This is a genomic window from Streptomyces sp. NPDC050732, from assembly GCF_040654255.1.
Lineage (GTDB): Bacteria > Actinomycetota > Actinomycetes > Streptomycetales > Streptomycetaceae > Streptomyces.
The window spans coordinates 1-21,738 of record NZ_JBFAHP010000036.1 but is presented as its reverse complement, the minus strand read 5'-3'; the positions used below and the strand labels follow the sequence as shown (position 1 = coordinate 21,738).

Sequence of the window (21,738 nt, the reverse complement as noted above, 5' to 3'; positions counted from 1 at the left end):
GGCATTCGGCCGGGAACCGATGGGCGGATGCTACTCCTCCCGACACCCCGTCAACACCGGTTCGGAGAGGCCTCCGATGGGCCATCCGGGCAGGACACGGACCGCAGACACTCCGAACGGCACCCCCCGGGGTGAGGGCGGGATAAGCGACCGACATAATGTCGGTCGTGGCGACAGCAACGACAGTAGATACCGGGCACGCGCACCCGCCGGTCAATCGACCGAACCTCACCAGCGTCGGAACCATCATCTGGTTGAGTTCCGAGCTGATGTTCTTCGCGGCCCTCTTCGCGATGTACTTCACCCTGCGATCGGTGACAGGTCCTGATCACTGGAAGGAAATGGCTTCGGCCCTGAACTTCCCGTTCTCGGCGACGAACACCACGATCCTGGTGCTCTCCTCCCTCACGTGTCAGCTGGGCGTGTTCGCAGCTGAACGCGGTGACGTGAAGAAGCTCCGGATGTGGTTCATCGTCACCTTCATCATGGGTGCGATCTTCATCGGCGGTCAGGTGTACGAATACACCGAGCTGGTCAAGCACGAGGGCCTCTCGCTCTCGTCCGACCCGTACGGCTCGGTCTTCTACCTGACCACCGGCTTCCACGGACTGCACGTGACAGGCGGCCTGATCGCCTTCCTGCTGGTCCTTGGGCGCACCTATGCGGCCAGGAGGTTCACCCACGAACAGGCGACCGCAGCCATCGTCGTGTCCTACTACTGGCACTTCGTCGATGTGGTCTGGATCGGCCTCTTCGCCACGATCTACATGATCAAGTAAGCGGCAGGTCGCTCACGCGACGCATTCGAAACATTCCAGAAGCATCGACGCAGAAGATCCTGACACCGGGGTAATCCGTGAAAAAGCTCTCCGCACGACGACGCCATCCGCTGGCGGCGGTCGTCGTCCTACTCCTCGCGCTGGCGGCCACCGGGGGGCTGTACGCCGCGTTCGCGCCGGCGGACAAGGCGCAGGCCGATGACACCGCCCAGTCCCTCGCCATCGACGAGGGCAAGAAGCTCTACGCCGTGGGCTGCTCCAGCTGCCACGGAACCGGCGGTCAGGGCTCCTCCGACGGTCCGAGCCTGGTGGGCGTCGGCGCCGCCGCTGTCGACTTCCAGGTCGGCACCGGACGTATGCCGCTCCAGCAGCCGGGTGCCCAGGCGCCCAAGAAGAAGGTCATCTACAACCAGGCCCAGATCGACCAGCTCGCGGCGTACATCTCGTCGCTGGGTGCCGGTCCTTCGGTTCCGACCGAGAAGCAGTACAGCCCGGACGGAGCGGACATCGCCAAGGGCGGTGAGCTGTTCCGCACCAACTGTGCCCAGTGCCACAACTTCACCGGTGAAGGTGGCGCGCTGACGCACGGCAAGTTCGCGCCGTCGCTCGAAGGTGTCTCCCCGAAGCACATCTACGAGGCCATGCAGACCGGCCCGCAGAACATGCCGTCCTTCCCCGACACCACGATGCCGGAGAAGAGCAAGAAGGACATCATCGCGTACCTCGACGCGGTCAACGGCGAGAAGACCGAGAGCCCTGGCGGTCTGAAGCTGGGTGGTCTGGGTCCGGTCAGTGAAGGCCTCTTCGGCTGGATCTTCGGTCTCGGCTCGCTGATCGCGGTCGCCGTGTGGGTCGCCGCTCGGACCGCAAAGGCCAAGAAGTCATGAGTAGCCAAGAGATTCCAGAAGAGAACCTGCCCAGCAAGCAGGAGACCGAGCACGGCTCGGTGGCGACCGCGGAGGACAATCCGTTCGCCGACCCGGGGCTGCCGCCCCACGAGCACCGTGTCCAGGACATCGACGAGCGGGCCGCCCGGCGTTCCGAGCGAGTCGTGGCGTTCCTGTTCACGCTGTCGATGATCGCGACCGTCGGCTTCATCGCCTCGTACGTGGCGATCCCGGCCGACAAGAGCGTCTTCATCTGGCCGATCGGACACATCAGCGGCCTCAACTTCGCCCTGGGCACGACCCTCGGCGTGGCGCTGTTCTGCATCGGCGCGGGCGCGGTCCACTGGGCCCGCACCCTGATGTCCGACGTCGAGATGACCGACGAGCGGCACGAGATCGCGGCCGAGCCCGAGGTCCGTGCCAAGGTCATGGCGGACTTCAAGCAGGGCGCCGCGGAGTCGGGTTTCGGTCGGCGCAAGCTGATCCGCAACACGATGTTCGGCGCGCTGGCCCTGGTCCCGCTCTCCGGTGTCGTCCTGCTGCGTGACCTCGGGCCGCTGCCCGAGGACAAGCTCCGGCACACCAAGTGGGCCAAGGGCAAGATGCTCGTGAACATGAACACCCACGAGCCGCTGCGTCCGTCGGACGTGCAGGTCGGGTCGCTGACCTTCGCCATGCCCGAGGGCATGTCGGAGCACGACCACGACTTCCAGACCCAGATCGCCAAGGCCGCCCTGATGATCGTCCGGATTCAGCCGGAGAACATCAAGGACAAGCGCGAGCTGGAGTGGTCGCACGAAGGCATCGTGGCGTACTCCAAGATCTGCACCCACGTGGGCTGCCCGATCTCCCTGTACGAGCAGCAGACGCACCACGTCCTCTGCCCGTGCCACCAGTCCACCTTCGACCTCTCCGACGGTGCCCGAGTCATCTTCGGCCCGGCCGGTCACGCCCTGCCGCAGCTGCGCATCGGCGTGAACGAAAAGGGCTACCTGGAGGCGCTCGGCGACTTCGAAGAGCCCGTCGGTCCTGCCTTCTGGGAGCGCGGATGAGCACCACCACCACTTCCTCCAAAGAACAGCGCAAGCAAGCGCCCGCCGGCGAGCGCGTCGCCGACTGGGCCGACGGCCGGCTGGGGATCTACTCCCTCGCCAAGGCCAACATGCGCAAGATCTTTCCGGACCACTGGTCCTTCATGCTCGGCGAGATCTGCCTGTACAGCTTCATCATCATCATCCTCACGGGTGTGTACCTGACGCTGTTCTTCCACCCGTCGATGAACGAGGTGGAGTACCACGGCAGCTACATCCCGATGCAGGGACAGCTGATGTCGGAGGCGTTCAACTCGACCATGCACATCTCCTTCGATGTGCGCGGTGGTCTGCTGATCCGGCAGATCCACCACTGGGCGGCGCTGATCTTCCTCGCCGGCATGTTCGTGCACATGATGCGCGTGTTCTTCACGGGTGCGTTCCGCAAGCCGCGTGAGGTCAACTGGCTCTTCGGCTTCCTGCTGTTCGTCCTCGGCATGTTCACCGGTTTCACCGGTTACTCGCTCCCGGACGACCTGCTCTCCGGCACCGGTGTCCGCTTCATGCAGGGCGCGATCCTGTCGGTGCCGATCGTCGGCACGTACCTGTCGATGTTCCTGTTCGGCGGCGAGTTCCCCGGCGGCGACTTCGTGGCCCGGTTCTACTCGGTCCACATCCTGCTGCTGCCGGGCATCATGCTCGGCCTCGTGGTGGCGCACCTGATCCTGGTCTTCTACCACAAGCACACGCAGTTCGCGGGCCCCGGCAAGAGCAACAAGAACGTCGTCGGCATGCCGCTGCTGCCCGTCTACATGGCCAAGGCCGGAGGCTTCTTCTTCCTGGTCTTCGGTGTCATCGCGGTCATCGCGGCGGTCGCCTCGATCAACCCGATCTGGGCCATCGGCCCGTACCGTCCGGACCAGGTGTCCACCGGCGCCCAGCCCGACTGGTACATGGGCTTCGCCGAGGGTCTGATCCGTGTCATGCCGGGCTGGGAGATCAACCTCTGGGGTCACACGCTCGTCCTGGGTGTGTTCATCCCGCTGGTCATCGTCTTCCCGCTGGTCCTGGTGGCCATCGCCGTCTACCCGTTCATCGAGTCCTGGGTCACCGGCGACAAGCGCGAGCACCACATCCTGGACCGCCCGCGCAACGCCCCGACCCGCACGGCCTTCGGTGTCGCGTGGATCACGGCGTACATGGTCATGCTGGTCGGTGGTGGCAACGACCTGTGGGCCACGCACTTCCACCTGTCGCTGAACGCGATCACCTGGTTCGTCCGGATCGCCTTCTTCGTCGGACCGGTCATCGCCTTCATCGTGACCAAGCGGATCTGCCTGGGTCTGCAGCGGCGCGACAGGGACAAGGTGCTGCACGGCCGCGAGTCGGGCATCATCAAGCGGCTGCCGCACGGTGAGTTCATCGAGGTCCACGAGCCGCTCAGCAAGGAGCAGCTGCACACGCTCACCGCGCATGAGCAGTACAAGCCGGTCGAGCTCGGCCCGGCGGTCGACGAGAACGGCGTCAAGCGCAAGGTGTCCGGTTCGCAGAAGCTGCGGGCCAAGCTCTCCAAGGGCTACTTCGGGGAAGAGGGTCAGATCCCCAAGCCCACCGCCGACGAGTACAAGGAGATCACGAGCGGCCACGGCCACCACTGATCAACTGAAGCTCTGAAGCTCTGACCTCTCCAAGGTCGCCACGGTAAGAGCCCCGTCCATTGCATGGACGGGGCTCTTTGCCGTCCCGGAGGCTGGATAGGGTGGTCCCACCCCCATGTGCCGGGGTGTTTCCCCACATACGCATACGCAGACGAAAACCCAGGAGCGGCTATGAACGCTGTGACCCCCGCAGGAGGCGACACCGCGGCGGGCCGTTCCTGGCCCGACGTACTGAACGGCCTGCTGGAAGGCCGTGACCAGAGCGCCGACGACACGGCCTGGGCCATGGACCGCATCATGCGCGGCGAGGCCACCGACGCGCAGATCGCGGGCTTCGTGGTCGCGCTGCGGGCCAAGGGCGAGACCGTCGAGGAGATCTCCGGTCTGGTGCGCGCCATGTACGCGCACGCCAACGTCATCGACGTGCCGGGTCCGAGCGTCGACATCGTGGGCACCGGCGGCGACGGCGCCAAGACCGTCAACATCTCGACCATGTCCGCGATCGTCGTCGCGGGAGCGGGCGCGAAGGTCGTCAAGCACGGCAACCGTGCCGCCTCCAGCGCGTCCGGCGCCTCCGACGTGCTGGAGAAGCTCGGCGTCAACCTCGACCTCGCCCCGCAGCGGGTGGTCGAGGTCGCCGAAGAGGCGGGCATCACGTTCTGCTTTGCCGTGAAGTTCCACCCGGCGCTGCGCCACGCGGGTGCCGCCCGCAGCCAGCTGGGCATCCGGACCGTCTTCAATCTCCTCGGCCCGCTCACCAATCCGGCCAAGGTGCGGGCCCAGGCGGTCGGGGTCGCCGACCCCCGGATGGCGCCCATCGTGGCGGGCGTCTTCGCCGAGCGGGGGCACTCGTCCCTCGTCTTCCGCGGTGACGACGGGCTCGACGAGCTGACGACGACGTCCACCTCCCGGGTCTGGGTGGTGCGGGACGGCGCCGTGCGCGAGGAGGCCTTCGACCCCCGGGACGTCGGGCTCGACCTGGTGCCCGTCGAGGCGCTGCGGGGCGCCGACGCCTCGTACAACGCCGAGGTCGCGCTGCGGCTGCTCGACGGGGAGAGCGGACCCGTGCGGGACGCGGTGCTGCTGAACTCGGCGGCGGCGCTGGCCGCCCTGACGCCCACCGACGAGCCGCTGGCCGTGCAGATCAGCGCCGGCATGGCGCGGGCGGCGCGGGCGATCGACTCGGGGGCCGCGAAGAAGGCCCTGGAGCGCTGGGTGGCCGCGAGCAACCGCTGAGAACCCCTCTCGGGCACGACGATGTGACGCAGGGCGCAGTCCGGATGCTGGACTGCGCCTTGCGCGTCGAAGATCGTGTGGCAGGATGCTGCACAGGTCATGAGTGACAGCGACTACGGCCCCGGCCCGCTGTCCGGCAACCCTCCGTCCGTGGCGGGGTGCCCCGGGTGAAGACCAGGTCGTACGCAGCAAGGCGTATGGCAAGCGCGGACCCCTGGACATCGGTGGATGTCACAGCCCTGGGGTCCTGGTCCTCAAGGGAGCAGTCTCGTGAGCAAGCGAATGTGCTAGGGCCTTCCGGCCCCTTTCCGCGCACCTTTTCTCTTCATCACTGCACCGCCCTGTCTCTGTCGTACGGGCGTCGACGCAGTGAACTCACTTGCCTCTTACGGGAGTTCGCCATGTCTGTTTCCGCTGTCGCCGTCGACGCCGCCGTCTGTGCCCCGCTGCCGGTCCTCGGCAGGGACGTCACCGTTCCGCTGGTCACCGGCGGCGAGGTGAGCTACGCCGCGCTCGACTACGCGGCGAGCGCGCCGGCCCTGCAGCGGGTGTGGGACGACGTGGCCGCGTACGCGCCGTACTACGGCAGCGTGCACCGCGGCGCCGGGTACCTGTCGCAGCTCTCCACCGACCTGTTCGAGAACAGCCGGGTCGCCGTCGCCGAGTTCCTCGGCTGCCGCGAGGACGACCAGGTCGTCTTCACCCGCTCCACCACCGACTCGCTGAACCTCCTCGCGGCCGCCCTGCCCGCCGACTGCCAGGTCTTCGTCTTCGAGACCGAGCACCACGCCTCGCTCCTGCCGTGGCGGGACGCCCGCGTCACCTACCTGAACGCGCCGCGCACCCCCGACGAGGCCGTCCAGACCCTGGAGCGGGCCCTCGCCGACCGTGACCCCTACGGGCCCGCCCTGGTGTGCGTCACCGGCGCCTCGAACGTCACCGGTGAGCTGTGGCCGGTGCGGGAGCTGGCCGCCGCCGCGCACGCGCACGGCGCCCGGATCGTGCTCGACGCCGCACAGCTCGCCCCCCACCACCCCCTCTCCATCGGCGGGTTGGACGTCGACTGGGTCGCCTTCTCCGGACACAAGCTGTACGCGCCGTTCGGCTCCGGTGTCCTCGCGGGCCGCGCCGACTGGCTGCGGGAGGCCGAGCCGTACCTCGCGGGCGGCGGGGCCTCGCGCAAGGTGGCGCGCCGCGCTGACGGGGGCGTGGACGTGGAGTGGCACGACACCGCGGCCCGCCACGAGGCCGGTTCGCCGAACGTCATCGGCGTCTACTCGATCGCCGCCGCCTGCAAGGCGCTCACCGAGGCGGGCTTCGACCAGCTCGTCGCCCGTGAGCAGTACCTGATCGCGAAGGTGCGCGAGGGGCTCGCCGAGGTGCCCGCCGTGCGCGTGCTCTCGCTCTTCGGGGACGACGCGCCGCGCGTGGGCGTCATCTCCTTCGTCGTCGACGGCTGGAACAGTTCGCACTTCGCCGCCGCGCTCTCCGCCGAGTACGGCATCGGTGTACGGGACGGCCTGTTCTGCGCCCACCCGCTGGTGCGCACCCTGCTCGGCAGCGAGCCCGACGAGCCCGGCGAGTGCGGCGCCCCCGAGGCCGCCCCCGGCGAGAAGTCGCTGAACGCCATCCGGGTGAGCTTCGGCGCGGGCACCCCCGACGAGCACGTCGAGCGTTTCGTGCGCGCCGTCAAGGAGCTGGTGTCGGACGGCGCGCGGTGGAACTACCGCACCGAGGACGGGCGTTGCGTGCCGGACACCAGCGCCGCCGCCTGACCCGCGGGCACCCGGCCCCCGGGCAGCCGTGAGCCGAGCTGGATCATCCGCAGGGCCCGCTCCGTCGCGTCGGTGAGGAATTCGCCGCCCCGGCCGAGCGCCTCCGTCAGCGAGACGGGAGCGGGCAGGATCGCGCTGTACGCGTCCACGCCCACGCGGCGGACGGTGTGCGCGCCGTCCCCGATCGTGCCCGCGAGGACCAGGACCGGGCGTCCGGACCGCTTCGCGCGGCGGGCCACCTCGGCGGGGACCTTGCCGCGCAGGGTCTGGTGGTCCAGGGCGCCCTCCGCGGTGATGACCAGGTCGGCGCGGGCCAGCCGTTCGTCGAGGTCGAGCCGTTCGAGCAGCACGTCGAAGCGGGGGAGCAGTGCGGCGCCGAGGGCGGCGAGACCGGCGCCGAGGCCGCCCGACGCGCCCGTGCCCGGCCCCTCGAAGAGGTCCGTCCGCACGGGCAGGTCCCGGGTGAGGAGGTGCGCCCAGTGCTCCAGGGCGGCCGCGAGGTGCTCGACCTGCTGCGGTGTCGCGCCCTTCTGGGGGCCGAAGACGCGGGCGACGCCGCGCTCGCCGCACAGGACGTTGAAGGGGTTGCAGGCGACGCGGATCTCGGTCTCCGCGAGGCGCGGGTCGAGGCCGCTCGGGTCGATGCGGCTCAGCCGCGCCAACTCCCTCCCGCCGTGCGGCAGTTCCCAGCCGTCCGCGTCGACGAGGCGGGCGCCGAGGGCCTGGAGGGCGCCCGCGCCGCCGTCCGACGTGCCCGAGTCGCCGCAGCCGACGAGGATGCGGCGGGCGCCCACGTCGAGTGCGGCACGGATCAGCTCGCCCACGCCGTACGTCGTGGTGGCACCCGGGTCCCGCAGATCGCGGGGGACCAGCGAGAGCCCCGCCACGGCCGCCATCTCCACAACCGCCGTGCCGTCGGGCAGCAGGGCGAAGTGCGTGCCGATCGGCTGGCCCACGGGGCCGGTCGCGGGCAGCGCGACGAGCCGCCCGCCACCCGCGGCGGCCAGCGCGCGGGCGGTGCCCTCGCCGCCGTCCACCAGCGGGATCAGATCGGTCTCGGCGTGCGGGACGACGCGGCGTACACCCGCGGCGATGGCCTCGGCCGCGGAGCTCGCGGACAGGGACTCCTTGAAGCCGCTGGGGGCGATGGCGAATCGGGTCAGCACGAGGGTCTCCAGAGTGGTTCAAGGGCGATCAAGGGCGGGGTCAGCGGACCGGGACGCCGAGCAGCGGCCAGAGCGTCACGGCGAAGAGCAGGACGAGCGCGGCGGTCAGCGGGGCGAGGACCGCGGAGAGACGCAGCAGGTCGCGCGGGGTGTAGGTGGGGGTGTCCGGGATCTCGGCGAAGAGGGTGACGGGCTTCGCGGAGGCGGGCAGCGTGTGGCAGAAGCCGGCCGCGGCCGTGGAGGCGAGCGCGGCGGCGACCGGGTTGACGCCCGCGCCGGCGGCCGCCGCGACGACCAGCGGGACCAGGACCGAGGAGCGCGCCGAGCGGGACTGCAGCACGAGGTGGGCGGCCGTGCTGACCGCGACCACCACGGTGAGGAAGAGCCACGGGGACAGGTCGAGGGGCAGCCCGGACACCAGCCACCTCGCCGCCCCCGAGTCGGCGAGCGCGACGCCCATCGCCATCGTCGCCGCCATGAAGAGGAGCAGCGACCAGGGCACCGTCCTGAGGGCGTCCTTGAGGCGGACCGTGCCGAGGGCGGGTGAGGAGGCCACGACCGCGCCGATCAGCGCGACGACGGCGGGCGGCACCTGGTGCAGCGGCTCGCTGCACCACAGGACGACGACGGTGGCGAGCAGCAGGGCGCAGCGCGTCTCGGCCGGCTCCCAGGGGCCGGTGACGGGCTGTTCGCTGTGCTCCTGGAGCTGGTCGAGGGTGATGTGGACCGGGCCGCGGCGGTCGGCGCGCCGGGTGGTCGTCAACAGAACGGCCTCCGCCGCCAGATGGGATGACGTGATGGCGAGCGGCAGGCCGAGCAGCAGCCACTGCGTGAAGCCGATCCGCTCGCCGGTCGCCTCCCAGAGCACCGACACGGTGATCAGATGTGCTCCCGCTCCGATCAGGGTGGCGACCGCGGAGAGAAGGATGACGGTCGGAAAGAGCAGTGCGAGCATCACGACCAGTCGCTTCCGGTCGGCGAGGACCTTGGCGAGCGCGAGGAAGACGGGCAGCGCGAGCGCGGCGCGCCCCGATGTCGCCGGCACCGCGAACGCCGTCACGACCAGCGCCGCCGTCGTCAGATGCGTCAACTGCCGTACGCTGCGCGCCCCGCTGACCAGAAAGGCCGCCGCCCGCCCGGCGAGCCCGCTGCGCGCCACGGCCGCCGCAAGCACGAAGGCGCAGATCAGCAGCCACACCGTCGCGTCGCCGAGGGTGCCGAACAGGGTGTCGCTGCTGATCACGCCGGTGGCGGTGAGCGCGAGCCCCGCGCCGAGCGCGATGTACGTGTCGTCGATCGGCGTGCCGATCCAGGCGCAGGTCGCGAGGGCGAAGACGGCGAGGGTCAGGCGGGCGTCGGCGCCGAGTCCCGGGAAGTTCCCGGGGACCGCGAGGAGGGCGCAGACGCTGAGCGCCGCGCAGAGCGTCACGGCCTGCCGCAGGTTCAGGGTCACGCGTTCAGCGTGGTGCGGCGCCGTGAGCCCTCAATGAGGCGCGGATGAAAGAAATTTCACCGAGCCGACGCCCGGTTCACTCCGGCAGCCGGTACCCCATCCCGCGCACTGTCTCCACCCGCTCCGAGCCCAGCTTCTTGCGCAGCGCGCGGACGTAGACGTCCACGATGTTGGAGCCCGGGTCGAAGTCGTACCCCCACACGTGGGAGAGGATCTGCTCCCGTGAGAGGACCTGCCCGGGATGGCGCAGGAAGAGCTCAAGCAGGACGAACTCACGCGCCGTCAGATCCACCGTCCGCTCGGCCGAACGCGCCCTGCGGGTCCGCAGGTCCAGCGTGAGCTCCCCGCTGCGCAACACCGTCACCTCGGGCGCCCCGGCCGCCGTGCGCAGCCGCAGCCGCACCCGGGCGAGCAGCTCCTCGAAGCGGAACGGCTTGGTCATCCAGTCGTCGGCGCCGCCCTCCAGACCCGCCACCGTGTCCCGCACCGAGTCCCGCGCGGTCAGCACGATGACGGGCGTGGTCACGCGGGCCTCGCGCAGCCGGCGCAGGACCGTGAAGCCGTCCTGCCCCGGCAGGCCGATGTCCAGGACGATCAGGTCGAAGCCGCCGGTCAGGGCGTAGTCGTAGGCACTCTCGCCGTCGCCGACCACGGTGGTCGTGAAGCCGTTGGCGCGCAGGCCCTTCTCGACGAAGGACGCGATGCGCTCCTCGTCCTCGACGATCAGTATGCGGTTCACTGCCGCTCCGCCCCTTCCGGCTGTCCCTGCGGGAGTACGAGTACGAAGGTGGCGCCGCCGCCGTCCGTGGGGCGCAGCTCGACGTGGCCTCCGTGGCCCTCGGCGATGGCCTTCACGATGGCGAGGCCGAGGCCCGCCCCGGTGGCGCGGGAGCCGCGCCGCGCGGTGCCGCGGCGGAACCGCTCGAAGATCACCTCGGCGTCCTGCGCCTGCACGCCGGGGCCGCTGTCGGCGACGTACAGCTCGATGCGGCCCGCGCACAGCCGCGAGCCGATGGAGATCCGCTGCCCCGGGGCGGTGTGCTGCACGGCGTTCTGCGCCAGCTGCACCATCGCCTGGGTGATGCGCTGGGGGTCGAGGCCGGTCCCGGCGTCGGCGACCTCGGCGAGGCGCCAGTCGCGGTCGCCGATCGCCCGTGCCTTGACGAAGACGTCCGCCGTCAGCTCGGCCAGCTGCACCGGCTCCGGGGTGACGAAGTCGGGGCGCTCGGCCTTGGCGAGCAGCAGCAGGTCCTCGACGATGCGGCTCATCCGGTCCAGCTCCTCCGTCACGATGCGGACGGTCTCCTCGCGTTCGCCGGGGCCGTCGCCCATCAGCTCCAGGTGGCCGCGGACGATGGTGATGGGGGTGCGCAGCTCGTGGCCCGCGTCGTCGACGAACTCGCGCTGGGCGGCGAAGGCCCCCTCAAGCCGGTCCAGCATGCCGTTGAACGTCTCGGCGAGGGCCGCGATGTCGTCCCGGCCCTGCACCGGGATGCGCCGGGTCAGGTCCTGCTCGGTGAGCTGCGCCGCGGTCGTGCGCACCAGCCGCACCGGTCTGAGGATGCGGCCCGCGACCGCCCAGCCGATGCCCGTCGTCATCAGGAGCGCCACGCCGGAGAGGGCGAGCAGCATGGCGAACACGTCGCCCGCCTTGGCCTGTTCGCGCGCCGGGTGGAAGGCCACGACGAACGCCGCGGCCGGGTGGCCGCCGCCCGCCTCGACCTCCACCTTCGCCCAGCGGACCTCGCCCCGGTCGCGGTGGAGCGTGCCGGTGGCGTCGGGCGAGTCGAAGACGGCCCGCAGCGCGGCGGGGTCCTCGGCCAGCGGGTGGTCGATCCGCGGTTCGCGGGCCTGCTCCTTCTTGGCGGGCGCCCTGCCGGTGCGGCCGACCAGACCGAGGAGCTCCTCGTCGGGGTCGGCGTACTGCCGGGACAGGAAGAGCCGCAGGAGCGGGTCGGGGGCGGTGAACCGCTCGCCGGTGTGCGGGTCGACGCCCTCCCGCGCGAGGTTGGTGAACTCGGCGGTCTCCTGGGCGAGGAGCCGGTCGATGCGGTGGTCGACGTCGCGGAGCAGGACCGAGCGGGTGGTGGCCGCCACCGCGGTGAGCGCGACGGCCATCACGACGAGCAGCCACAGCAAGATGCGGACACGAGCGGATATCCAGCGGCGCCGGGGCTCAGCCGTCGTCACCGGGGCCGTCGTCGTCGTGGTCGCCCCGGCTGTCGTCGCCGTCGTCGGTGTCGTCGCTGCCCCTGTCATCGTTCGAGGGATTCTCGCTCACCGGTGGCGGGGAGACCTTCTCGTCGCTCGGGGCGGGCCGGGGGGAGGCCGGTGCCGAGGACGGCGGGTCGCTCCGCAGCTCCACCTTGGGCGGGGCCTTGGGCTGCTCGGGATCGTCCGTCAGGACGTAGCTGGTCGCGGCGATGCCGAGCGGGATCGCGACGACGGCGGCCAGGGCGGCCATGCGGCGGGAGAAGACCATGACTGCGAGGGTGGCGGGCCCACCGCGCCGCCAGGATGAGGCGCGGATGAAGAAACCCTCATGGGAGGCCTAGGAGTCGAGGCCGATCGCGAAGGCGGCTTCCAGGTCGTGCTGCGAGTACGTGCGGAACGCCACGTGCGTGTCGGTCGCCTCGACGCCGGGGATCTTGCTGATCCGGCCGGGGATGACGTCGGCCAGGTCGTCGTGGCGCGGCACGCGCACCATCGCGATCAGGTCGTACGTACCGGTCACGGAGAAGACCTCGCTCACGGAGTCGAGCGCGGCGATCGACTCGGCGATCTCCGGAATCCGGTCCACGCTGGTCTTGATGAGCACGATCGCGGTGATCACGGCTGGCTGTCTCCCTCGATGGCCGGTGTGCTGCCTTGTCCCTGCACTCTAGCCCTCCGCACACTCCACCCCCACGCGAAGACGAACCCGAGCGAGAAGCCCACCAGATGCGCCAGATAGGCCACCCCCGTGCCCTTCCCGCCCTGCCCCGCCGCAAGCCACTGCAGCACCACCCAGAACGGCAGCACCACCCATGCAGGGAAGCGCAGCGGCAGGAAGAAGAGGAACGGGAAGAGGCTGGTGACGCGCGCCCGAGGGAAGAGATACAGGAAGGCGCCGAGGACGGCGGAGATCGCCCCGGACGCCCCCACGAGCGTCTGGTCGGAGCCCGCGTGCGCGGCCGCGTAGGCGAGCAGTGCGAAGTATCCGCAGCAGACGTAGAAGAGCGCGTACAGGAGGTGTCCCATGCGTTCCTCGACCATGGCCCCGAACACGTACAGGAACAGCATGTTCCCGAGCAGATGCAGCCAGCTGCCGTGCACGAACAGGGCGGTGAACGGTCCGAGGGCGGCGCGCGGGGCGCCGCTGAACAGTTCGACGGGGACCACGCCCCACCGCTCGAAGTAGACCTGTTGCGCGCCGAGCAACTGGTCGCCGGTGCCGTAGGCCGGGTTGAACCCGGACACCGGCGAGATGAGGAAGACCGCGCAGCAGACGGCGATCAGTCCGTACGTCACCGGGGCGGACCCTCCCGTGAGCAGCCGGCCCGCCTTCGTACCCCATGCGTGGATCATGGACAGAGCATGTCGTAACGCCAGGAACCCGTACAGACCGCCTCGCCGCCGCGAGGTGCCCCTTACAGGCCTTAGGGTTACGGGCAATACGCACCATGGAAACCGAGGGAAAGCAGCCACGATGACGGTTCCCCTGCCGACCGCCACCACCCGGTGGCGCTGCACGCTGTGCGGCAACCTCACGCGTTTCGACGTGACCCGGACCTCCAAGGTCGTCGAGTATGTGCATCTCGACCTGGCCGGAGAGGCGAACGTCGAGGAACGCGAGGTGGTCAGTGAGAGCATCGAGTCGGTGCGCTGCCGCTGGTGCAACGCGGTGGATCAGGTGGAACTCGTGGACAGGCCGGGAACCGGCTCCTGAGGGAGCGGGACCCGCACAGCTAGTGGGGTGACGGATGGTGGAGAGCGCAGGCGGGGAGCCGGACGACGGCACCGCTGAGGTGCTCGACCGTCCGCTGCCCGACGGGGTGCGCCGACGGGTCGTCCGGCTCGTCTCGGACGGCTTCGGCGGCCTCACGCTCGCCGAATTGCCCGCCCAGCTGCGGCAGTACGCGCGCTTCACGCCGACCCGGCGTGCGAAGTTCGCGGCCAACGCCATGGCCGCGGCGCTGGAAAACGACACGCTCTTCCGGCAGCGCATCGGCGAACGCCTCAGAGAGGCCCAGCCGGAGCTCGCGGACGCCCTGGACGCGGGCTCGCCGCCCCCCGCCGCCGATCCCCTGGACGTGGCGGCCGCGGCGTACGTGCTGCGTCCCGCGGGCTGGGTGAAGCTGGTCACCGCCGCGGGCGAGGAGGCCCAGCGCGCCGACGCCGAGCGGGTCGACGACGAGACGCGCGCCGAGCTGGAGCGGCTGCGCGAGGAGCTCGCCGCCGCCCGCGGCCAGACCAGGGCGGAGACAGAGCGGCTGCGCACGGAGCTCGAATCGGCGCGCAAGGAGGCCGAGTCGATGCACCGCAAGCTGCGCGGCGCGCTCAGCGACGTCAAGCGCGGCGAGGCCGCGCTGCGCAAGGCCGCCGCCGAGACCGAGGCCGTGCGCGCCGAGGGGCAGGCGCAGCTGTCCGCCGCCGAGAGCGAGACGCGGCGGCTCAAGGCGCGGCTCGCCGAGACGGAGGCGGCCCTGGAGGCCAGCCGCCGAGCGGCGCGCGAGGGGCGCAGCGTGGAGGACATGCGGCTGCGGCTGCTGCTCGACACGGTCCTGGACGCGGCGCAGGGGCTGCGGCGCGAGCTGGCGCTGCCGCCGGTGTCCGTGCGGCCCGCGGAGACCGTGGACGCCGTCGAGCCGGGGCGGATGTCGCCCAAGGACATCGCCGCCCGCGCGCTCTCCGAGAACGACCCGGCCATCCTCGACCAGCTCCTCGCCCTGCCGCAGGCGCACCTGGTCGTCGACGGCTACAACGTCACCAAGACCGGCTATCCGACCATGCCGCTGGACAAGCAGCGGCTGCGCCTGCTCGGTTCGCTCTCGCAGCTGGCGCTGCAGTCGGGCGCCGAGGTCACCTGTGTCTTCGACGGCGCGGAGCTGGCCGCGCCGGTGCTGCTCGCGCCGCCGCGCGGGGTGCGGGTGCTGTTTTCCAAGCCCGGTGTCACCGCCGACGAGTTGATCCGCCAGCTGGTGCGCGCGGAGCCGCCGGGGCGGCCCGTGGTCGTCGTCTCGACCGACCGCGAGGTGGCCGACGGGATCGCCAAGGCGGGTGCGCGGCCGGTGGCTTCGGCGGTGCTCCTGAAGCGGCTTTCGCGGGGCTAAAGGGGTACTCGGCAACTCCTGGGCCGTATGCCCGGATTGAGGACGCGCTGTGTGCGACGTAGCGTCAGAAGATCGTTACGGGCTGTGCGTTATCGGTAAAGAATGTTTCCCGCGACCGATTTTTTGATGGTGTGATTTGAACTGATCACAAGAAGGTCACTAGGGTCAGCCCTCGAACCCCCGCTCGGTTGATCACCCATCCGGGGTGGCGGCGGTGGTACCCGCCCGCCGCGTCCCGGTAGGCGGCCGGAGGAAGAAGGAGCCGCCCGCGTGGCGTCCCACCGTCGACCCAAGCAGCCGAGCCGCACCCGCGTGACCGTGCTCACCGCGACCGCCGCCGCTGCCGTGGCCCTCACCTCGCAGGGCGCCGCCCAGGCCGCGCCGAAGCCGAGCAAGGACGAGGTCAAGTCCAAGGTCGACAAGCTCTACGAAGACGCGGAGCGTGCCACCGACAAGTACAACGGGGCCAAGGAGAAGCAGGAGAAGCTGGAGAAGCAGATCGGCGACCTCCAGGACAAGGTCGCCCGCGGCCAGGAGGAGCTCAACGACCTGCGCGACGGCCTCGGTTCGATGGCCAGCGCCCAGTACCGCTCCGGCGGCATCGACCCCTCCCTGCAGCTCTTCCTCTCCTCCGACCCGGACAACTACCTCGACAAGGCCTCCACGCTGGACCAGCTGAGCAGCCAGCAGGTCGACTCGCTCAAGAAGATCCAGAAGAAGCAGCGGGACCTCGCGCAGCAGCGCAAGGAGGCCGCGGGCAAGCTCGACGACCTCGCCGCCACCCGCACCGAGCTCGGCAGGAAGAAGAAGGAAGTCCAGGGCAAGCTCGGCGAGGCGCAGAAGCTCCTCAACACCCTGAGCGCCAAGGAGAAGGCGGCCATGGCCGCCAAGGAGGAGCAGCGCGCCAGCCGCGCCGCCGACAAGCGCGCCGACCTCGGCGACGAGGCCCCCGCCTCCGGCCGCGGCGCCGCCGCCCTGAACGCCGCCGCCACCCAGCTCGGCAAGCCGTACGTCTCCGGCGGCACGGGTCCCAACTCCTTCGACTGCTCCGGGCTCACCCAGTGGGCGTACAACCAGGCCGGCGTCTCCATCACGCGGACCACCTACACGCAGCAGAACGACGGCACGCGGATCGGCCGGGGCGAGCTCAAGCCCGGCGACCTGGTGTTCTTCAACAACCTCGCGCACGTCGGCCTCTACGCGGGCAACGGCCAGGTGCTGCACGCCCCGAAGCCCGGCGCCGTCGTGCGCTACGAGGCGATGGAGTACCTCGGCAACTTCCAGTTCGGCGTCCGCGTCGCCTGACCTCGACACGGCTGCCCACACCGCCCGAACGGGCGAATTCCGGTAACTCACGCTGACCCCACGCCCCGTTGATGACCTGCGTCAGAAGCGGGGCGTCGGGCTGTCCGCGCCCTTTCCCCACCCGTACGGCTCTTTGGCCCGCCGTGTCCGCACGACTACTGTCGGCGCGCATTCCCCCGGGACAGCCGGGGGTTCGTCAGCGGAAGGGAGAGCGGCTTCCCGTGGGGTTCCATCGCCGTCCCGCACAGTCCGGTCTCGACCGGACCACACGCGTGACCGTCCTTTCAGCGGCAGCGGCCACCGCGGCGGCGGCCCTCGCCGGCGCGCCCGCAGGTGCCGCGCCGCAGGACAAGCCGTCCGACACGCGCGCCAAGGTGGACCGGCTGTACGAGCAGGCCGAGCACGCCACCGAGCTGTACAACAAGGCCGACGAACGCGCGGACAAGCTGCGCGCGCAGGTCGAGCGGGCCAAGGACAGCGTCGCGCGCGGCCAGGAGCGCATCAACCGGATGCGCGGCGCGCTCGGTTCGCTGGCCGGCGCGCAGTACCGCTCCGGCGGCATCGACCCCTCGCTGGCCCTGCTGCTCTCCTCCGACCCGGAGGGCTACCTGGAAAGGGCCTCGGTCCTGGACCGCGTCAGCGCCCGGCAGGCGGGCGAACTCGCCGACCTGCAGCGGGCCCAGCGCGGTCTCGCCCAGGAGCGCGCCGAGGCGGGCCGCAAACTGGCCGCGCTGGAGAAGAGCCGCACCCTCGTCGCCCGCCACAAGCGCACCGTCGAGCACAAACTGGCCAAGGCCAGGCAGCTCCTCAACTCGCTGCCCGGCGACGAGCGCGACGCGTACGACAGGTCCTCGCGCACCGGCGGGCGCGGCGAGCTGCCGGAGCTAGGGGGCGCCCCGTCCTCCTCACGGGCCGCCGCCGCCATCGCCGCCGCCCGGTCCGCCATCGGCCGCCCCTATGTGTGGGGCGCCAACGGGCCGTCCGGCTTCGACTGTTCGGGCCTCATGCAGTGGTCCTACGCCCAGGCCGGGGTCGGTCTGCCGCGCACCTCGCAGGCCCAGCGGAACGCGGGCCGCCAGGTCTCCCTGTCCGAGGCCCAGCCCGGTGACCTGGTGACCTACCGCGCCGACGCCAGCCACATCGGGATGTACATGGGCAACGGCCAGGTGGTGCACGCCCCGTACCCCGGAGCCCCGGTCCGCTACGACCCCGTCGGCATGATGCCGGTGTCCGCCGTGACGCGGATCTGACCGGCGGCCCGCCGCCCGCACCCCGTCCCACCGCCCGCACACCGTACGATCGGGAAGGTGGCTGGTCACAGGCGTGGGTCGTGGATGGTGGCGCTGTGCGTCGCGCTCTGCCTCGCCCTGCTGGCCTGCTGCGGCCGCGACCCGGTGCCGGACGCCGCCGCCGGCGAGGTGCGCGCCCTCCTGGAGCGGCGGGCGCGGGCCGTCCTCGCCGGGGACGAGAAGGCGTACGACAGGACCGAGCGGCCCGCGAAGGGCGCGCGAGACCTCTTCGAACACGTCAGCGGCGTCCCACTGGAGTCCTGGGAGTACCGGCTGACCCGCCTCCACCGCACCGGCGCCGAGGCCACCGCGACCGCCGAACTCCACTACCGCGTCAAGGGCTACGACCGCGCGCCGGTCACCGCCGAACGCACCCTTTCGCTGAAGCGCGACGGCGGCCGGTGGTACGTCACCGCCGAGCGGCCCGCGGAGAAGGCCGGCGAACAGCTCTGGGACCAGGGCCGCGTGACGGCCGAGCGCGGCAGGCGCAGCCTCGTCCTCGGCATCGGCCAGAGCCCCGCGGAGCTGCGCGCCCACCGCGAGCTCGCCGACCGGGCGGTGCCCGCGGTACGGGACGCCTGGCCGGGGAAGTGGCCGGAGCGGATCGTCGTCCTCGTGCCCCGGTCCCTGGACGGCATGGCGGGGCTGCTCAACGCGCCCGCCTCCGGATACCGGGGGATCGCGGCGGTCACCACGGGCGAGACGGGCGGCTCGGGGCGGGCGCCCGCCGACCGGATCATCCTCAACCCCGAGGCGTACGGCGTCCTCGGCACGTTCGGCAAACAGGTCGTCCTCACCCACGAGGCCACCCACGTCGCGACCCGCACGCGGACCTCCGCGGCCACCCCGCTGTGGCTCTCCGAAGGCTTCGCCGACTGGGTGGGATACCGCGACACGGGGCGCACCCCGGCGCAGGCCGCGCCCGAACTGCGGCGCGCGGTGCAGCGCGGGCAGCTGCCCGGCGCGCTCCCCGAGGACAAGGACTTCGGCTTCGGAGGGGACGCCGCGAAGCTCGCGGGGGCGTACGAAGGCGCCTGGCTGGCCTGCCGGATGATCGCGGAGCAGTGGGGCGAGAGGAAGCTGACGGACTTCTACCGGGCGGTGGGCGACCGCCCGAAGCGGGCGGGCGCGGTCGAGGACGCGCTGCGGGACGTCCTGGACACGACGCCCGGGGACTTCACGGCGCGCTGGCGTACGTATCTGCGTGCGGAGCTCGGCTGACCTGCCCGGGCACCGGCTGCGGCTCCCCGCGCGGTTCCGACACGGTCTGCCGCCACAGGTTCCGGCAGGCCAGCAGGGCGGCGGCGGCCAGCAGGCCGTTCCGGACGAGCAGCAGGGACACGCCCAGCGGATCGCTGACGACCACGTGCGAGAACCACACGGGGAACTCCAGGAACGTCACGAACGTGGCGCCGAGGACCAGGCGGGCGGGCACCTCCATCCGGCTCCCGCGGAACACCAGGCAGACGGCGGCGACCCCGACCAGCCAGAGCATGTACTGCGGGCTGATCACCCGGCTCGTGGCGGTGAACAGCAGCACCGCCACGAACGCCGCGTCCGCGGGCGTGCTCGCCGACCGGCCCCGGGCACGCAGCCGCCACACCAGGAGCCAGCAGAAGGCCGCCACCGACAGGGCCTGCGCCACCGTGCTCACCAGCGGCACGTACGGGCCGAGGAATTCCACCGAGCCGTAGTTGAGCCGCACCTCGCCCCGCCAGCCGACGTACCGTCCGACGTGGAAGACGAGGGCGCCGAGCGACTCCACCTCCGTGCCGCGGTCGCGCTGGAAGGTGAGGAACGCCAGCGCGCCCGGCATCGCCACCAGGAACCCCAGCGCGAGGACGGCGGCCGTGCCCGCGGCCGCGCCCCAGGCCCGCAGGGTCGCCCGCCCGCGCGGCGTGCCCACGAGCAGCAGCACCGGCCACACCTTGAGCAGCGCCCCGAACCCCGCGAGCACCCCCAGGAGCCGCGGGTGCCGCGCCCCGGCCAGCAGCGCGGCGACCGCGACGGCCGCCACCAGCACGTCGTAGCGGGCGTACACGGTGGGGCCGAGCAGGGCCACGCCCACGACCCACACCCAGGCGCCCCGCGGCGACTTGCCGGGCCGCCGTCCCGCGCACAGGAGCAGCGCGCACACCGCCGCGTCGCAGAGGAGGGCGAGGACGAAGAAGGCCGACGCGTAGTCGAGGAAGGGCAGCAGCGCCGGGGAGAGGACGGCGAGGGCGGCGGCGGGCGGGTACTGCCAGGTGACGTCGTCGAGCGGAAAGGTCCCGGTGCGCAGCACCTCGTACCAGCCCTGGTAGATGACGGTGACGTCGCTGGTCACGTCCGGGCCCGGGGGCGTGAGCACGTGGAAGACGCAGAGCAGCAGGATGGTCCTGGTCAGGACCCAGACGGTCAGGATGCGCCCCATGAACGCCCTCGCCCCTTTTCTGATACTTCATCGCGATTCGGGGAGTCATGATGCCGGGCGGGACCGGGGGAAGACGAAGAGGCCGGGCCGTTCGGTACTGTCGTGCGCGATGCACAAGACCCTGATCGTCACGAACGACTTCCCGCCCAGGCCCGGTGGCATCCAGGCGTTCCTGCACAACATGGCGCTGCGCCTGGACCCCGAGCAGCTCGTCGTCTACGCCTCCACCTGGAAGCGCGGCCGCGAGGGCGCCGAGGCGACGGCCGCCTTCGACGCCGAGCAGCCCTTCGAGGTCGTACGCGACCCCACGACGATGCTCCTGCCGACACCGCGGGTCACCCGGCGCGCGGTCTCGCTCCTGCGCGAAAACGGCTGTACGTCGGTGTGGTTCGGGGCGGCCGCCCCGCTGGGCCTCATGGCGCCCGCGCTGCGGAAGGCCGGGGCGGAGCGGCTCGTCGCCACGACGCACGGCCACGAGGCCGGCTGGGCCCAGCTGCCCGCCTCGCGCCAACTCCTGCGCCGGATCGGCGAGTCGACGGACACGATCACCTACCTCGGTGAGTACACGCGCTCGCGGATCGCGGCCGCGCTGACGCCCGCGGCCGCCGGGCGGATGGTCCAACTGCCGCCCGGCGTCGACGAGAAGACGTTCCACCCGGGGTCCGGCGGCGACGCGGTGCGGGCGCGGCTCGGGCTGACGGACCGGCCCGTGGTGGTCTGCGTCTCCCGGCTCGTGCCGCGCAAGGGCCAGGACACGCTGATCCTCGCCATGCCGAGGATTCTCTCCGCGGAGCCGGACGCGGTGCTCCTGGTGGTCGGGGGCGGGCCGTACGAGGACGACCTGCGCAAGCTCGCGGCCGAGACGGGTGTCGCGGACTCCGTCCGCTTCACGGGGGCGGTTCCCTGGGCGGAACTCCCCGCCCACTACGGCGCGGGGGACGTCTTCGCCATGCCCTGCCGGACCCGGCGCGGGGGCCTCGACGTGGAGGGCCTCGGCATCGTCTACCTGGAGGCGTCCGCGACGGGGCTGCCGGTCGTCGCCGGCGACTCCGGAGGGGCGCCGGACGCGGTCCTCGACGGGGAGACGGGCTGGGTCGTCCGGGGCGGCGCCCCCGAGGAGGCGGCGGACCGGATCACCGCCTTGCTGGCGGACGCGGAGTTGCGGGCCCGCATGGGGGAGCGGGGCCGCGCCTGGATCGAGGAGAAGTGGCGCTGGGACCTCCTCGCGGAGCGCCTCAAGGAACTCCTGTAGCACCTATTGCCCTGCCGACCGCCGCAGGTTGCTCGCGCAGTTCCCCGCGCCCCTGAAAGCCCGGGCTGCGCCCGCTTTCGGCTGGCGCCGCGGGGCTGCCGCCTGGGCTTTGCTTGCGACTTTCCGCCCGCGTCGGCTGGTCGCGCAGTTCCCCGCGCCCCTGAAAAGCCGGCTGCGCCACT

20 protein-coding genes and 1 riboswitch are annotated in these 21,738 nt (G+C 71.4%); of the genes, 12 read left to right on the top strand and 8 right to left on the bottom strand.

Annotated features, from left to right (window positions below; genetic code table 11):
• Window positions 1-158: 158 nt before the first annotated feature.
• The 6 genes from AB0H82_RS28530 to AB0H82_RS28505 all read left to right on the top strand — a co-directional run bounded on the left by AB0H82_RS28530 (window position 159) and on the right by AB0H82_RS28505 (window position 7,366).
• On the top strand, window positions 159-779 hold the full coding sequence (locus AB0H82_RS28530; protein ID WP_055566234.1) for a heme-copper oxidase subunit III: 621 nt from the start codon (window positions 159-161) through the stop codon (window positions 777-779).
• 77 nt (window positions 780-856) lie between these two features.
• On the top strand, window positions 857-1,666 hold the full coding sequence (locus tag AB0H82_RS28525; RefSeq protein WP_362997664.1) for a c-type cytochrome: 810 nt from the start codon (window positions 857-859) through the stop codon (window positions 1,664-1,666).
• The gene (locus tag AB0H82_RS28520) at window positions 1,663-2,718 is read left to right on the top strand and encodes a Rieske 2Fe-2S domain-containing protein (protein ID WP_362997662.1); all 1,056 of its coding nucleotides are present in this window, start codon (window positions 1,663-1,665) and stop codon (window positions 2,716-2,718) included. Before AB0H82_RS28525 ends, AB0H82_RS28520 begins: the two co-directional genes overlap by 4 nt.
• Entirely contained in the window at window positions 2,715-4,355 is a 1,641-nt protein-coding gene (locus tag AB0H82_RS28515; protein ID WP_362997660.1) for a cytochrome bc complex cytochrome b subunit, read from the top strand. Before AB0H82_RS28520 ends, AB0H82_RS28515 begins: the two co-directional genes overlap by 4 nt.
• Before the next feature lie 171 nt (window positions 4,356-4,526).
• Window positions 4,527-5,591 (top strand): anthranilate phosphoribosyltransferase, encoded by a 1,065-nt coding sequence (gene trpD / locus AB0H82_RS28510; RefSeq protein ID WP_362997658.1) that lies wholly within the window; start codon window positions 4,527-4,529, stop codon window positions 5,589-5,591.
• Between the two features lie 95 nt (window positions 5,592-5,686).
• Window positions 5,687-5,804, top strand: a riboswitch (SAM riboswitch).
• A 188-nt stretch (window positions 5,805-5,992) separates the two neighbouring features.
• Window positions 5,993-7,366, top strand: coding sequence for an aminotransferase class V-fold PLP-dependent enzyme (locus AB0H82_RS28505; protein ID WP_362997657.1), 1,374 nt, complete (start codon window positions 5,993-5,995; stop codon window positions 7,364-7,366).
• On the opposite strand, the gene AB0H82_RS28500 is transcribed toward AB0H82_RS28505, so the two are convergent.
• The 7 genes from AB0H82_RS28500 to AB0H82_RS28470 form a co-directional block, all read right to left on the bottom strand.
• A complete protein-coding gene (locus AB0H82_RS28500; protein WP_362997655.1) occupies window positions 7,315-8,532 on the bottom strand; it encodes a glycerate kinase in 1,218 nt (405 codons plus the stop codon). The two genes, AB0H82_RS28505 and AB0H82_RS28500, sit on opposite strands and share 52 nt — an antisense overlap.
• Before the next feature lie 40 nt (window positions 8,533-8,572).
• On the bottom strand, window positions 8,573-9,985 hold the full coding sequence (locus AB0H82_RS28495) for an SLC13 family permease (protein ID WP_362997653.1): 1,413 nt from the start codon (window positions 9,983-9,985) through the stop codon (window positions 8,573-8,575).
• A gap of 76 nt (window positions 9,986-10,061) precedes the next feature.
• Complete coding sequence (locus AB0H82_RS28490; RefSeq protein WP_362997651.1) at window positions 10,062-10,724, bottom strand: response regulator transcription factor; 663 nt, start codon at window positions 10,722-10,724, stop codon at window positions 10,062-10,064.
• Window positions 10,721-12,175, bottom strand: a complete 1,455-nt coding sequence (locus AB0H82_RS28485) for a HAMP domain-containing sensor histidine kinase (protein WP_362997649.1) — start codon at window positions 12,173-12,175, stop codon at window positions 10,721-10,723. Before AB0H82_RS28485 ends, AB0H82_RS28490 begins: the two co-directional genes overlap by 4 nt.
• Window positions 12,162-12,467 (bottom strand): small secreted hydrophilic protein, encoded by a 306-nt coding sequence (locus AB0H82_RS28480; protein WP_362997647.1) that lies wholly within the window; start codon window positions 12,465-12,467, stop codon window positions 12,162-12,164. Before AB0H82_RS28480 ends, AB0H82_RS28485 begins: the two co-directional genes overlap by 14 nt.
• A 69-nt stretch (window positions 12,468-12,536) precedes the next feature.
• Window positions 12,537-12,818, bottom strand: a complete 282-nt coding sequence (locus AB0H82_RS28475; RefSeq protein WP_125512351.1) for an Lrp/AsnC ligand binding domain-containing protein — start codon at window positions 12,816-12,818, stop codon at window positions 12,537-12,539.
• Complete coding sequence (locus AB0H82_RS28470; protein ID WP_362997645.1) at window positions 12,815-13,552, bottom strand: rhomboid family intramembrane serine protease; 738 nt, start codon at window positions 13,550-13,552, stop codon at window positions 12,815-12,817. Before AB0H82_RS28470 ends, AB0H82_RS28475 begins: the two co-directional genes overlap by 4 nt.
• Window positions 13,553-13,673: 121 nt before the next feature.
• On the opposite strand from AB0H82_RS28470, the gene AB0H82_RS28465 reads away from it, so the two are divergent.
• The 5 genes from AB0H82_RS28465 to AB0H82_RS28445 all read left to right on the top strand — a co-directional run bounded on the left by AB0H82_RS28465 (window position 13,674) and on the right by AB0H82_RS28445 (window position 19,112).
• The gene (locus tag AB0H82_RS28465; RefSeq protein ID WP_362997643.1) at window positions 13,674-13,913 is read left to right on the top strand and encodes a hypothetical protein; all 240 of its coding nucleotides are present in this window, start codon (window positions 13,674-13,676) and stop codon (window positions 13,911-13,913) included.
• Between the two features lie 34 nt (window positions 13,914-13,947).
• Window positions 13,948-15,297, top strand: coding sequence for an NYN domain-containing protein (locus tag AB0H82_RS28460; protein WP_362997641.1), 1,350 nt, complete (start codon window positions 13,948-13,950; stop codon window positions 15,295-15,297).
• Between the two features lie 270 nt (window positions 15,298-15,567).
• On the top strand, window positions 15,568-16,602 hold the full coding sequence (locus tag AB0H82_RS28455) for an NlpC/P60 family protein (RefSeq protein ID WP_362997639.1): 1,035 nt from the start codon (window positions 15,568-15,570) through the stop codon (window positions 16,600-16,602).
• A 221-nt stretch (window positions 16,603-16,823) separates the two neighbouring features.
• Window positions 16,824-17,852 carry an NlpC/P60 family protein gene (locus tag AB0H82_RS28450; protein WP_362997637.1) on the top strand — a complete coding sequence of 343 codons (1,029 nt, stop codon included), beginning with the start codon at window positions 16,824-16,826 and terminating at the stop codon, window positions 17,850-17,852.
• A 57-nt stretch (window positions 17,853-17,909) separates the two neighbouring features.
• Window positions 17,910-19,112: a hypothetical protein gene (locus AB0H82_RS28445; RefSeq protein ID WP_362997635.1), complete on the top strand. Its 1,203-nt coding sequence runs from the start codon at window positions 17,910-17,912 to the stop codon at window positions 19,110-19,112.
• Here AB0H82_RS28445 and AB0H82_RS28440 read toward each other — a convergent pair.
• The gene (locus AB0H82_RS28440; protein WP_362997633.1) at window positions 19,069-20,304 is read right to left on the bottom strand and encodes a glycosyltransferase family 87 protein; all 1,236 of its coding nucleotides are present in this window, start codon (window positions 20,302-20,304) and stop codon (window positions 19,069-19,071) included. The two genes, AB0H82_RS28445 and AB0H82_RS28440, sit on opposite strands and share 44 nt — an antisense overlap.
• A gap of 109 nt (window positions 20,305-20,413) precedes the next feature.
• Between AB0H82_RS28440 and AB0H82_RS28435 the strand changes: the two genes are divergently transcribed.
• Entirely contained in the window at window positions 20,414-21,556 is a 1,143-nt protein-coding gene (locus tag AB0H82_RS28435) for a glycosyltransferase family 4 protein (protein ID WP_362997631.1), read from the top strand.
• Window positions 21,557-21,738: the final 182 nt, after the last annotated feature.

Coding starts and splice junctions, on each gene's coding strand:
- AB0H82_RS28530 (WP_055566234.1), top strand. CDS start 159: ATGTCGGTCGTGGCGACAGCAACGACAGTAGATACCGGGCACGCGCAC.
- AB0H82_RS28520 (WP_362997662.1), top strand. CDS start 1,663: ATGAGTAGCCAAGAGATTCCAGAAGAGAACCTGCCCAGCAAGCAGGAG.
- AB0H82_RS28515 (WP_362997660.1), top strand. CDS start 2,715: ATGAGCACCACCACCACTTCCTCCAAAGAACAGCGCAAGCAAGCGCCC.
- trpD (WP_362997658.1), top strand. CDS start 4,527: ATGAACGCTGTGACCCCCGCAGGAGGCGACACCGCGGCGGGCCGTTCC.
- AB0H82_RS28505 (WP_362997657.1), top strand. CDS start 5,993: ATGTCTGTTTCCGCTGTCGCCGTCGACGCCGCCGTCTGTGCCCCGCTG.
- AB0H82_RS28480 (WP_362997647.1), bottom strand. CDS start 12,467: ATGGTCTTCTCCCGCCGCATGGCCGCCCTGGCCGCCGTCGTCGCGATC.
- AB0H82_RS28470 (WP_362997645.1), bottom strand. CDS start 13,552: ATGATCCACGCATGGGGTACGAAGGCGGGCCGGCTGCTCACGGGAGGG.
- AB0H82_RS28465 (WP_362997643.1), top strand. CDS start 13,674: ATGACGGTTCCCCTGCCGACCGCCACCACCCGGTGGCGCTGCACGCTG.
- AB0H82_RS28460 (WP_362997641.1), top strand. CDS start 13,948: ATGGTGGAGAGCGCAGGCGGGGAGCCGGACGACGGCACCGCTGAGGTG.
- AB0H82_RS28440 (WP_362997633.1), bottom strand. CDS start 20,304: ATGGGGCGCATCCTGACCGTCTGGGTCCTGACCAGGACCATCCTGCTG.
- AB0H82_RS28435 (WP_362997631.1), top strand. CDS start 20,414: ATGCACAAGACCCTGATCGTCACGAACGACTTCCCGCCCAGGCCCGGT.